The sequence below is a fragment of the Cohnella sp. OV330 genome (genome assembly GCF_900112065.1).
Lineage (GTDB): Bacteria > Bacillota > Bacilli > Paenibacillales > Paenibacillaceae > Cohnella.
In genome coordinates, this window is the sequence record NZ_FOKE01000003.1 from 602,886 (window position 1) to 615,430 (window position 12,545).

11 protein-coding genes are annotated in these 12,545 nt (G+C 61.5%); 7 read left to right on the forward strand and 4 right to left on the reverse strand.

What is annotated here, in order from left to right; translation table 11 throughout:
* Positions 1 to 263 precede the first annotated feature (263 nt).
* Positions 264 to 893 carry a hypothetical protein gene (locus BM235_RS09560; protein ID WP_090112024.1) on the reverse strand — a complete coding sequence of 210 codons (630 nt, stop codon included), beginning with the start codon at positions 891 to 893 and terminating at the stop codon, positions 264 to 266.
* 144 nt (positions 894 to 1,037) lie between these two features.
* Positions 1,038 to 1,373 carry a L,D-transpeptidase gene (locus BM235_RS09565; protein WP_090112026.1) on the reverse strand — a complete coding sequence of 112 codons (336 nt, stop codon included), beginning with the start codon at positions 1,371 to 1,373 and terminating at the stop codon, positions 1,038 to 1,040.
* 123 nt (positions 1,374 to 1,496) lie between these two features.
* Here BM235_RS09565 and BM235_RS09570 point away from each other — a divergent pair, with 123 nt between their 5' ends.
* The 7 genes from BM235_RS09570 to BM235_RS09600 all read left to right on the forward strand — a co-directional run bounded on the left by BM235_RS09570 (position 1,497) and on the right by BM235_RS09600 (position 10,675).
* Entirely contained in the window at positions 1,497 to 3,317 is a 1,821-nt protein-coding gene (locus BM235_RS09570) for a sensor histidine kinase (protein ID WP_158543716.1), read from the forward strand.
* Positions 3,307 to 4,458: a response regulator gene (locus BM235_RS09575; RefSeq protein ID WP_090112030.1), complete on the forward strand. Its 1,152-nt coding sequence runs from the start codon at positions 3,307 to 3,309 to the stop codon at positions 4,456 to 4,458. Before BM235_RS09570 ends, BM235_RS09575 begins: the two co-directional genes overlap by 11 nt.
* Positions 4,459 to 4,587: 129 nt before the next feature.
* Positions 4,588 to 5,937, forward strand: coding sequence for an ABC transporter substrate-binding protein (locus BM235_RS09580; RefSeq protein WP_090112032.1), 1,350 nt, complete (start codon positions 4,588 to 4,590; stop codon positions 5,935 to 5,937).
* Between the two features lie 79 nt (positions 5,938 to 6,016).
* Positions 6,017 to 6,904, forward strand: a complete 888-nt coding sequence (locus tag BM235_RS09585) for a carbohydrate ABC transporter permease (RefSeq protein ID WP_090112034.1) — start codon at positions 6,017 to 6,019, stop codon at positions 6,902 to 6,904.
* Positions 6,901 to 7,812, forward strand: a complete 912-nt coding sequence (locus tag BM235_RS09590) for a carbohydrate ABC transporter permease (RefSeq protein ID WP_090112036.1) — start codon at positions 6,901 to 6,903, stop codon at positions 7,810 to 7,812. Before BM235_RS09585 ends, BM235_RS09590 begins: the two co-directional genes overlap by 4 nt.
* The gene (locus BM235_RS09595) at positions 7,809 to 9,503 is read left to right on the forward strand and encodes a glycoside hydrolase family 5 protein (RefSeq protein ID WP_090112038.1); all 1,695 of its coding nucleotides are present in this window, start codon (positions 7,809 to 7,811) and stop codon (positions 9,501 to 9,503) included. The genes BM235_RS09590 and BM235_RS09595 overlap by 4 nt, the downstream gene beginning before the upstream one ends.
* Before the next feature lie 146 nt (positions 9,504 to 9,649).
* Positions 9,650 to 10,675 (forward strand): DUF7309 domain-containing protein, encoded by a 1,026-nt coding sequence (locus BM235_RS09600; RefSeq protein WP_090112040.1) that lies wholly within the window; start codon positions 9,650 to 9,652, stop codon positions 10,673 to 10,675.
* 53 nt (positions 10,676 to 10,728) lie between these two features.
* Here BM235_RS09600 and BM235_RS09605 read toward each other — a convergent pair whose 3' ends face one another.
* A complete protein-coding gene (locus BM235_RS09605; RefSeq protein WP_090112042.1) occupies positions 10,729 to 10,962 on the reverse strand; it encodes a hypothetical protein in 234 nt (77 codons plus the stop codon).
* A 69-nt stretch (positions 10,963 to 11,031) separates the two neighbouring features.
* Positions 11,032 to 12,537 (reverse strand): FAD-dependent oxidoreductase, encoded by a 1,506-nt coding sequence (locus BM235_RS09610; protein ID WP_090112044.1) that lies wholly within the window; start codon positions 12,535 to 12,537, stop codon positions 11,032 to 11,034.
* Positions 12,538 to 12,545: the final 8 nt, after the last annotated feature.

Here is a 12,545-nt window from a genome sequence, read left to right on the forward strand (position 1 = left end):
CAAATATATATTTGAAAAAAGCAGCATCGCGCGGATGGCGGTCATCGGAAGGGTGACGACAGTGAATAGACATGAAGGAGTGCCCAAATTTAAATAGAAGGGCCAGAGGCAAACTCGAGGGACCTCTGTTCCTGATCGAAGGGGATATCGTTAAAACGGGAGGAACGCGTGTATGTAGGTGGGGGTCTGTATAAATTTGTAAACTGGAATGGAACCTGGCGAGCGCCCACTTGGACAATCCCGCCGTTGTCCCCTCCAAGGCTTTATACTTGCGGCATCGCGGATACGGAATCGTTTTGCGACCGGTCCGTTCGTTCGTTTGATGAAGCCTCTGATTCGGTGCTGAGATCTCCTGCGTTCTTGACCTCCGCATTTTCTTCGGAGCTTGTAAACTCGCCCGGTATGTTGCCTCCAGCGATGTTTGCGACGGAGCCGTGGAGGATGACAGGCCGACTGAGCTCGGCCCGGAGCTCCTCCAGCTGGCCCAGCTCTCGGCGGAGGCGCTGCAATTCGGATTCGCGCTGCCGGATCTGCATCACGACGGCCTTGATGCGCTCCTCCAGCTCGCGTACGTCTTCTGACTCGACGATCGCTGCTTCGAGATCGCAGCCGAATTGATCGGCCGCCCATAGATCCGCAGCAATGCGCCCCTCCGCCAGATAGTGTTCTTTGTACTGCTCGAATATCGCGTTAATGGCTCGGCGGCTGTCCCATCCGAGGATCCGCACGCCGCTCTTGGCATGCTCGGCCGCCATCGCCAAGTGGAATTCCTTCAGCGGTCCCCGCGCGGCCTCCGCTTTGTCGAGAAGGGCCGCAAAAGCGGGATAAATTAATCTGAACAGTTCGGCCGCTTCCTGAAGATCGAGCTCTTCCGTGCCGGCAGCTTCCGTCATGTTATCCCAACCTTTATACTCGAATTCTTCCTATCCTACCAAAGAACGGGCTCAGATTCGAGTTTCTCAGGAAATGTTAATCTGCAAAGGGCTGCCGGCCCCGGAAAACGCCTACAACGCAGCGACGATGGCCGCCAAAAAAAGTTACGGACGGATCGTCACCCGCGTGCCGATCGGTACGATCCGCGAGAGCGCGAGGACGTCTTCATTGTACATGCGGATGCAGCCGTGCGATACGAGATGGCCGATCGACGAGGGATCGTTCGTACCGTGAATGCCGTAATGCGGCGCGGACAGCCCCATCCAGAACGCGCCGAACGGTCCGCCGGGATGCGCTTGCTTGTTGATGATGCGGTACTCGCCCGTCGGCGTCTGCGTCACCATACGGCCGATGCCGACGGGATAGCCGTTCACGACTGTATCGTCTTGCAGCAGGTAAAGCGTGCGGTCCGACAGATCTACTATAATCCGGTATGCCATGCGGATCCCTCCCGTTCTATGGCCAGCTTATGCGAAAAGCGGTACCGCGTTCGCGTCTTGCGCGCCGGGCACGCATCCGATAAGCTTGGCATCAAGGACGGACGAGGGAGAGGGGGACGCAGCATGCTGAAACGGACGAGCCTGCGCATTCGGCTGACCGTATTGATGATCTGCCTGACCGCGCTGCCCGTCGTCACGGTCACTTGGCTGGCGGCGAACAATACGCGAAGCTCGGTCGAAAAGGAAATCATCGGCGCCGACACTTCCCGCATGCTGTGGGCGGATCAGTACATGAACGAGTTGATCGAGCAGATCGACATCCTCTTTTACACGCTTCAGATCGATCAGGAGCTGATGCGCGGACTCGGCGACATCGACAACCCCGATCCCGTCGTCCAGTTTAAGACGCAAGAGCTGCTGCGGGACAAGCTGACCTCGGCGTTTCATGCCAATTCGCGCAAGGTCGACGATTTGACGCTTTACATGCAAGCATATAAGAAAGCGTTTACGGTCAACTATACGACCAGCGGACTGATTCGTACGCTCGATATAACCGCCAATCAGCCTTGGGCGCGAATCTCTCGCGGGCCGGTTAATATGTACTTCAAGCAGACGCCTGACGGCACGTACGCGTATCACGGCATCAACAGGTTCGAGGACCGCGCCCTGATCGGCGGCATATCCGTTCGCATAGACCGGGAGGTGTGGCAGGAGGTTGGCCGGATTTTGCGCTCTGAGCCGGATAGCCTCGTCTACATGCTGAACGACGAAGGCGAGCTGCTGTCGGGCTCCTCCGAGCCGCCAAGCGACGTGCGCCTGGCGGAGCTGCTCCACGGTCCGGCGCCAGCGTTTGCGGACATGGAGTTCCAGCGGACGGACCGCTATTTCGTCTTCGAAAAAAGAATCGGAGACGGGCAGCTCGCAGTGATCAAAGCGGTCCCGATCTCGTCGGTCAGCCGCAGCGCGCGGCCGACGATCGAGGCCGGCGTCTGGACGGGCGCGCTGTTCGCGGCGGCGTCCGCGCTGCTGTCGGTCCTCGTCTCGCTCGGCATCAGCCGCCCGATCGTACGGCTGGCCCGGATGATGCGGACGACGCCCGTTCAAGGCTTCGAGTCGATGTCCGTGCGCAGCCGCGACGAGATCGGGCTGCTTGAACGCGGCTACAACTCGATGATGGAACGGATCAGGCAGCTGATCGAAGATGAGTATCAGCGGGAAATCGAGGTTAAAAATGCGCAGCTGCTGGCGCTTCAGGCGCAGATCAACCCGCATTTCCTGAACAATACGCTCCATATGATCGGCGGCATGGCGCTCAAGAAAAAGGCGCCCGAAATTTATGATGTCACGCGAGTCATCGGGGATCTGCTGCGCTATGCAATCGGCTCCGAGGACCGTACCGTGCCGATCGCGGACGAGCTGACCCATACCCGTAATTATCTCTTTATTCAGGAGCGGAGGTTCGCGGGCCGCTGCACGATCGCGCTGCATGCGGATCCGGAGGCGCTTGAGGGCCGGCTGCCGAAGTTCACGCTGCAGCCGATTGTCGAGAATGCCTTCGAGCACGGGCTTCAGCGCAAGCCCGGCAATTGGCGGCTCGAGATCCGTATCCGGCGCATCGGCGGCCGGATCGTGCTGCTCGTGCAAGACGGGGGAGCAGGCATGCAGACGGACGAGCTGCGCCTTATCAGAGCGGAATTGCGCTCCGGCGGAACCAAGCGCCCGGGCGGCATGGGCATTAGCGGGGGAGGAGCGGGGCCCGAACCTGCGCCGGCGGCCGAGCCGAAGCGAGGCCGAGGCATCGGGCTTCGCAACGTCGACGCCAGGCTGAAGCTGCAGTTCGGCGCGCGCTATGGGATCCGCGTCTGGAGCGGAGCGGGACAGGGAACGTTGGTCGCGATCGTCACGCCGGCGGCTAGCGAAGGAGGATACGGGAATGACGTATAAAGTGCTGATCGTCGACGACGAGCCGTGGTCTCGAGAGATCGTGAAGGACCTCGCGGATTGGGAAGGGCTAGGACTAGCGGTCGCCGGCGAAGCCGAAGACGGGGAGGAAGGGCTGCGCCGCATCGGGGAGCTCGCGCCGGATATCGTCGTGACCGACATGCGGATGCCGGGACTGTCCGGGACGGAGCTGTTGAACGAGCTTGGGGCGCGTTTTCCGGCGGCCAAGATCGTCGTCATGAGCGGCTATGACGATTTCGCGTATCTGAAGCAGGCCATTCGGTCCAAGGCGGTCGATTATTTGCTGAAGCCGCTCGATCCGGCCGAATTAAACGCCGCGTTGACGGCCTGCGTTCGGGAGTTGGATGCGGCATCCGCGCCAAGTCCGGGAATCGCTGTCGACTCGGATGCCGCGTCGGACGAGCTTGCGCGGGGGAGTGGCGCGACTTCAGACAATTGGCGCATTCCGACCGCGTTCGGCGATTCGGCCGTGCTCGAGCGCTACGCGCTGGAAAAGCGTCGCATCTACGGAAGATTGCAAGGGCTGGATCGGCCGGGGATCGAGGGGGCTTATGCCGCGCTCGGCAGGTATTTGGCGCGGGCGCTGACGCCGGAGGAGCTGAAGGGGCTGCCGACCAGACTGGCGCAAGACGCGCTGGCGATGCTGGAGACGTTCGCGTCCGAGCAAGGGATCGATATCGTCCCGATCTGGAGCGGGATCGAAGGGCGGCTCGGCCCCGGCTCCACGCCCGAAGAGGCGGCCATGGCGCTGGCGGAGCGGCTCGGGGAAGCCGCCGATGCGGCTGCGAAGGCGATCCGCGCCCGATCCCGGCTCGACCTGGACGAGATTCGCGTCTATATCGACGCGCATTTTGCCGAGGAGCTGACGTTGGAGTCGCTGTCGCACCGCTTCTTCGTCAGCAAGGAGCATCTTAGCCGCGCCTTCAAGGCGCATGTCGGCACGGGCGTCACCGACTACGTCACCATGCGGCGCATGGTTTATGCGGAATCGCTGCTTCGCGAAGGCAAAGTCTCGATCAAGCAGGCGGCCAAGCTCTCTGGCTACGAGGACTTGGCTTATTTCTACAGGGTGTTCAAGAGGCGCTTCGGCTTCTCGCCCGGCGAGCTGAGGAGCGGCGAATAGGCGGGATCCCCTGCTGCCCGTCTTCATATCAATATCGTCCAATATAAGGCGCTAATTTTCTCGAATGTTTCCGCTTACACTTCTCTCTATACTGAGCTTGCAGTCATTCGATAGAGGGGGTAACACTAAATGAAGAAAACGCTCTACGCCGCGTCCTCGATGACGCTTGCGGCTGCCATGCTCGCCGGCTGCGGCGGCAACGGCAACGATAATGCCTCTCCGTCCGTCTCGCCGTCCGTCTCGGCGTCCGCATCGGCACCAGCACCCGACACTCAGGCTTCGCCGTCCGCGTCCGCGCAGGAGCCGGCCCGCAAGGTCGAGCTCAAGGTGTTCATGAGCCTGCCGCGCTTCAAGGACCAGTTCGACAAATACTTCGAGCAATTCAAAGCCAAAGAGCTTGCGGATAAAAACGTCGACGTGACGATCAAGCTCGAGATGCCGAACTCCGACCAGGCCGGGCAGATTCTCAAGACCCGCCTATCCTCGAACGATGCGCCCGACCTGTTCACGCTGCATGCGATCGCGGATATCCCGACCTTTTACAAAGCCGGATACTTGAGCGACCTGTCCGACCAGCCGTTCGTGCCGAAGGTGTACGAGAGCGTACGCAAGACGGTGACGTACGACGGCAAGGTGGTCGCGCTGCCGCTCGAGAGCCTATCGTGGGGCTATCTGTACAACAAGAAAATGTTCGCCGATCTCGGCATCGCGCCGCCTCAAACGCTCGACGAAATGAAGGCAGCCGTGGAGAAAATCAAGACGACGAAAGCGGCGCCGTTCGAGCTGAGCTTCCAGGAATCGTGGATTCCGCAACTCATGATGGCCCTGTCGCTAGGCGGCGTCGTGACCTCGGCGCATCCGGACTGGATCGAGAAGATGAACAAGGGCGAGGCGTCCTATGCGGACGTGCAGGACGTGTTCAACGTCATTGACTTGATCATGGCGAACGGTACGGCAAAGCCGTTCGAGGTCGGTAGCGCGGCCGGCTCGACGGACTTCGCGAACGGCAAAGCCGCCATGTGGGTCATGGGGCCGTGGCAGGCCGAGACGATCCTGAAGGCGAATCCCGACTTGGAATTCGGCGTCGCGCCGCTGCCGGTAAGCAACGATCCGGCCGGCACGATGATCAACCTCGCCACCTCCACCTCGCTCGCCGTGTCGCCGACGAGTAAGAACAAGGACGTCGCGCTCGATCTGCTGAACTACATGCTCGACGACAATGATTCCTCGGCGCTGTTCGAGGAGCTGAAGTTCAATCCTGTCGCAGTGATGCACAAGTACGACACGTTCCCGTGGATCACCGAGGCGAGCTCGTACGTCGCCCAGGGCAAAGCTTACCTCGACCTGTCGCTGCCAAGCGGCGTGACCGACGAGACGGCGAAGCTGCTGCAGAGCTACTACGCCAAGAGCGTGACTAAAGAGCAGATCATCAAGACGCTGGACCGCACATGGGCGAACGCCGTCAAGAACAGCAAGTGATCCCTTCCGGCTCCGTCTCGCGGGTTCGTCCGCGGCGCGGGGCCGGATCGGCTTCGCAGGCGAAGGAGGGATCTACGAGATGATCGACAGGCTCAGACTTAAGCGGCACGGCATCTTGCTCGCGTTCGTGCTCCCGGCGCTTCTGTTCTACGCGACCTTTCTGCTCGCGCCGGCGTTCGGCGGCATCTGGTACAGCCTGACCGACTGGAACGGCCTGAACCCGCGCTATGCGTTCGTCGGGCTGGACAATTACGCCGAGGCGCTGACGGAGGACCCGTCGTTCGGACATGCCGTCTTTTTTACGCTCAAATACGTGCTCTTCATGGTCGTGCTGCAAAACGCGCTGGCCATCCTGGTCGCCGTGCTGATCGAATCGCGCGCCAAGACCAAAGCTTTTTTTCGCACGATCTTCTTCATGCCCAACATGCTCAGCATGATCATAGGCGGCTTCATGTGGATGTTCGTCTTCACCCGCGTGCTGCCCGACCTGGCGGTACGGACCGGTCTGAGCTTCCTCGACCGCTCCTGGATCGGGGACCCGTCCTTTTCCTTTTACGCGATTCTGATCGTCTCGCTGTGGGGCGGCGTCGGTTATCTGATGGTCATCTACATCGCGGCGCTTCAGGGCGTGTCGTCCTCGCTTAAAGAGGCCGCGGCCATCGATGGTGCGGGCGTCTGGCAGACGTTTCGCTACATCACGCTGCCGATGATTTATCCGGCGCTTACGATCGGTATTTTCCTCACGCTGAATTCGTCGTTTAAGGTGTTCGACGCCGTCTTCGCGCTGACGGGGGGCGGCCCGGGACGGGAGACGCAGGTCATCGCGCTTAATATTTTCGAAGAAGCGTTCGGCTTCAGCAACCGCTACGGCTACGCGAGCGCGAAGGCTATGATCCTGTTCCTTATCGTGCTCGTCATCACGATCGTCCAGCTGCGGCTGATGAAGCGGCGGGAGGTGGAAGCATGAGCGCGCATCGCTATGAAAGAAGGGAAGCCGGTCGCGGAGCTTCTCGCGGCATCGGAACGCCGCGGGCCGGCAAGAGTCGCGGCTCTAGCTCGCTGCCCGGGCTGCTCGCGCTGTTGACGCTGATCGTCGGCGCGGCCTTCACGCTGCTGCCCGTCTACATGGGCGTGCTGAATTCGGTGAAGACGGAAGGCGAGATGCTGAACGGCATCCTCTCCTGGCCGCGGCACTTCGCTTGGGGCAACTATGCGGATGCCTATCGGAAGATCGATTTTTTGCGCAGCTTGGGCAATACGGCGGCCGTGACCGCGGTCGGGCTCGCGGGCATCGTGCTGTTCGCCGCGATGGGGGGCTATAAGCTGTCGCGCACGCCGGGCAAACTCAGTAGCTTTTTGTTCGGCCTCTTCGTGCTCTCGATGCTGATCCCGTTCCATTCTATTATGATCACGCTCGTCCGCATCGCCAAAAACTTGACGGTCCAAGGCTCGACCGTGGGTCTCGGGCTCATCTATATCGGCCTCGGCGTGTCGATGGCGATCTTTCTCTACCATGGGTTCGTCAAGTCGATCCCGCGCGATCTCGACGAGGCTGCGGTCATCGACGGCTGCGGCGAGTTTCGGCTGTTTTTCTCCGTGATCCTGCCCCTGCTGCTGCCCGTCACCGCGACCGTCGCGATCCTGAACGCCCTGTGGATGTGGAACGACTTCCTGCTGCCGCTGCTTATGCTGACAGACTCCTCGAGCTATACGCTGCTGCTATCGACGAACATGCTGTTCGGCCAATACGGCAACAACGACTGGTCGGCGATTCTCGCCTCGCTCGTGCTGGCGCTGCTGCCGGTCGTCGTGCTCTATTTGCTGCTTCAAAAATACATTCTGAACGGAATTGCGGACGGAGCGATCAAAGGATGATTGGAAACGAAACGGTAAATGCCTGGCGCGGCGGAAACGGCGATGTCTACGGCTATGTACGCGCGGACGGAAAAGTATTGCGTAACAGCCGCGGTGAGGAGATCCTTCTGCGCGGCGTCGGGTTTGGCAGCTGGCTGCTGCCGGAGGGCTATATGTGGCGCTTCCCGGAGGGCGGTGATCGTCCGCGCCGGATCGAGCGGATGATCCGCGAGCTGGTCGGCGAAGAAAAGGCGGCGCGCTTCTGGGCGCTATACTACGACCGCTATGTCGCGGAGGCCGATATCGCGCGGATCGCGGCGGAGGGTTTCAACTCCGTGCGGGTGCCGATCCTGGCGCGCACGCTGCTGGAGGATGGCGAGCCGGTCCGGTTCAAGCCGGACATGATCGCGCGCATCGACCAAGTCGTCCGTTGGTGCGAGCGGTACGGACTGTACGTCGTCCTGGACTTGCACGGCGCGCCGGGCGGGCAGACGGGCACGAACATCGACGACTCCGAGCGCGATCTGCCGGAGCTGTTCCTGGACGGGGCGAACCGCATGCGCACGGTGGCGCTGTGGCGCCTGCTGGCGGCCCGTTACCGCGACGAATGGATCGTCGCCGGTTACGACCTGCTGAACGAGCCGCTGCCGGAATGGTTCGCGGCGCACAACGACAGCGTGATGCCGTTCTACGAGGAAGTCATCGCCGCCATCCGCGAGGTGGACGACTTGCATATGATCATCCTCGAGGGCGTTCACTGGGCGACCGACTGGTCGATTTTCGATGCGCTGCCGGATAGCAACGTGCTGCTGCAGTTCCACAAGTACTGGAACGCGCCGGACACCGCCAGCATCCAGGTTTATCTCGATCATCGCGAGCGGCTGAACGCGCCGCTGTTCATGGGCGAAGGCGGCGAGAACAACAAGGACTGGTATGCTGGGGCCTTTCGTCTTTTCGAAGACCATGGCATCTCGTGGAACTTCTGGACGTGGAAAAAGATGGACACCGACAATTCGCCTTGCTCGATCCGCCGCCCCGAAGGCTGGGAACTGCTCGTGCGATACCTGGAGGGCGGGGACAAGCCGGCGCCGGCCGAAGCGGAGCGCATCCTGTGGGCGTATCTCGACAATCTGTCGCTCGATCGTTGCGACTACGAGCCCGCCGTCGTGCGTTCGTTATTCGTACGCGCGCCGGTGCGCATACCTGCCGTTTTTTACGGATACGAGGGGGAGGGCAAAAGCTTTGGCTTGGCGCGTCCCCTGAGTGAAGGGGATAAGGCACAGGCGGTAGAGGGCTTTCGCTCGGGAGATGGCACGGACATTCGCTTCGTCGTCCCCGGACGGACGACACCGAACTTCCAACATGGCGGCGGCGAGGAATGGCAAGCGGACGAATGGATGTACGTGGCCTTGAAACCGGGCGATTGGCTGGCCTACGGCTGCGAGGCTGCGACGGCACGGGAGACGGCGGGCGGCTCGGAGGCTGAGCGAAGCTTGATCCGTCTGCGCGTGCATAGCGATGCCGGAGGCAAACTGTACGTCTCCGACGGGCGGGACGCGCCTGCGATGGCGGTCGAGTGGCCGGAGGCCGGCTGGCATACGGTAACGGCGGAGTTTGAGCGCGTAGGTCTTCCTGGTGCCGCCGTCCGGCATATCGTGATCAAAGCGGCCGATCGCCCGGTCGGCGTCGCATGGCTTGAGTTATTGACTTGATCGGCAGGCTGCCGTTTCTCTTCGGAGAGGCGGCGGCCTTTTTCGATAGAGACTCGGCGAATTGAGAGACGGGCCGAAATTCATTACAATAGAAGCAGAAAAGGCGACCGCTGTCCGAGAAGCGAGATGAGAATGGGAGGCGTGAGATGAGCACAGCTCCGACGGCGCAGCAATGGAAGGGACTATACGAGGCTGCGGAACGGTACAAAGAGGCCGCGATCTGGAGGTGGCTGTCCAACGGCCACTTGTTCGGCGTCCGGGATCCGGCGTCGGGCGAGATCGGTTATTGCTGCGTGTTCGGCAACGGCGGCGAGATGTTCGGCCTCGCGGTGTATTTGGGCACCGAGGGATTGCGGACCATCGTGGACATGCTGACGGGCGAGCCGGAAGAGGATCCGATGTTCAGTCAGCGCTGCCTGCTATTCTCGCTGGACGACAGAGCGGAGCTCGATCCCGCGGAGTACAAGCGAATCAAGCAACTGGGACTCGGCTATCGCGGCAAAAAAAGCTGGCCGACGTTCCGGCTGCACGAGCCGGGCTACTTGCCCTGGCCGGAGCTGTCTGCGGCGCAGGCGGTCTACCTTGCGCAAGCGTTGGACCAGGCTGTGCTGGTCGGGCAGAAGTTCCAGTTCAATCCCGACGAGCTGATCGACGGCGACAAAGATGTCTATTTCATTCGCGAAGCTCGACCCTCGGCAGAAGGCGGGCATTCGTGGCACGACGCATGGCTGGCGCCTGAGGATCCTCCAGTGACGGAAGAGTCGGCTGCGGGCGCCATGCCGCTGGACGAGCTCCGGATTGCCAAGGCGCTCAAAGGGGTCAGGAGCAGAGCGGGCATCTGGGAGTCCGACAGCTTTTACGTGGCCATGCCCTTGCAGGAGGGAGAACGGCCCTTTTACCCGAAAATGACGCTGCTCGTGGATCAGGCGACGGGCCAGATTCTCAAGTTTGCGCTGAGCAAAGAGGATGAGACGGCCGCCGCCGCCGCCGAAGATCTGCTGACGCTGGTCGAAGAGCAGCGGACGCTCCCGCAGGAGCTGTGGGTAGGCAGCGAGGCTGCGGGAGAAGCGCTGCTGCCGCTTGCCGAAGCGCTGAAGCTAGAGCTGTTGTGGTCTCCCGAGCTGCCTGCGTTGTCTGAAGCGCGCGCGGCGATGGAGCAGCGATTCGGTTAGTCCGGCGTTATGAACGAAGGCCGTCCCCGGCATTCCGGAGACGGCCTATTTTGCTATTCGCGCAACTTCCGCTCGCTCGACGAATCGTCTTTGCTGTCGGACTTGTTCGCTTCGTCCCGGTTCTCGATGCCGAGATCCTCGACCGGGATCGCGTCGACGTTGCGCTCGCTCAGGAAGGTGTCGAAGAGGCTTTTCTGATCCGTCGGATACTGCTCGGGATGATCGCGCTCGGCCTGCGGGCCGGCACCCGGTTTGTCCAGATCCGGCGGCCGCTCGAATTCGTTCATGCGTATCTCCTCCTTTGTGTATGCCGACTTTTCCCCTTCGGGGAGGCGGTTGAAACAAACGAAATATCGTTATAGCCGCTCCAGCGGCTTCTTGGCGGGGCCATGCATCACTTCGCCGTCAAAGGTAAACCGCGACCCGTGGCAGGGGCAGTCCCAAGTGCGGTCCCCGGCGTTCCACTCCGTCTCGCAGCCCATATGCGTACAGGTCGTGTCGACGACGTGCAGCTTGCCCTCGCGATCCCGATACGCGCCGCAGCGGCGGCCGTGAATACGGACCGCGGCGCCTTCGTCGAGCCCGAGCTCTTCGGGGTCCTTCTTCAGCCACTCGAGCTTGCCCTTCACGAAGTGATAGGCGACGTCCGCCGTTTCCTTCGCAAGCGTCCCCATGTCCGGATCCGCTTGAAAGCGCGACGGGCCGAAAAGCTCCGCGTACGGATTGTCCCGTCCGAGCATCAGATCCGCCAGGAGCCGGCCCGCTACCGCGCTCGTCGTCATCCCCCATTTGCGGTAGCCGGTCGCGACGAGCAGATTAGGCGTTCCCTCCCGGGCCAGTCCGATGTAAGGCAATTTGTCCGTCGACACCAGATCGTGCGTCGACCATCGATAGCGGATCTCTTCCACGCCGAAGGTATCCTCGGCGAATCGCTTCAGCGTCTCGTAATGCGCGATCGTGCACTCGCCTTGCCCGGTCTTGTGCGACTCGCCGCCGATCAGCAGCAGCTTTTCGCCGCCGTACGTGACCTCGCGAACCGAGCGCTTCGGCTCGTTCGCCGTGATGTACATCCCGCCCGGATAATCGTAAGGAGACTTGATCGCGATGACGTACGAGCTCTCGGCATGCAGCCGCGCGAAATAAAAGCCGTTATCGAAAAACGGGAAATGCGAGCAGGCCGCGACCGAATCGCAGGTGACCGTATAACCGTCCTTCGTCGTGACGCTGGCCCGTTCTCCATCGCGGAACTTGTCCATCGTCGTCTCTTCAAAAATCTCGCCGCCTAAGCGCACGATCTCGCTGGCTAGAAAGGCCGCGTACGGCGTCGGATGGAACCGGGCTTGCCGCTTCATGGACAGCGCCGCGGTCGCGCCGAACGGCAGCGAAAGCGTATCGTAGCGTTCGCCGGGAATGCCGAGCTTCTGATAGGCGTCGTATTCTTTCTCGAGCTTGTGCAGCCCTTCCTCGCGCGTCGCATAGACGACGGCGTCTTCGTCGACGAAGTCGCACGCGATGCCATGCTCGGCGACAAGTCCGCGCATGAACGCGAGCGCGCTCGCATTTGCCTCGTAGTACAATCTTGCCTTTTCCTCACCGAAGTGCGAGATCAATTCATCGTAGATCAGGTCGTGCTGGGCCGTGATCTTGGCGGTCGTATAGCCCGTCGTGCCGCCGAGCAGCCTGTCCGCCGTCAACAGCGCGACGCGGCGGCCTTCCTTGGCGAGCAGATAGGCGGTCGTGAGGCCGGAAAGGCCGCCGCCCACGACGGCGAACTCGGTCTCGAGATCGCGCATAAGCTTCGGGAAAGCAGGGAGTTCCGCCGTTCGGCGCCAATAGGATTCGGGATATTCGGGCAGCTGCATGGCGATTT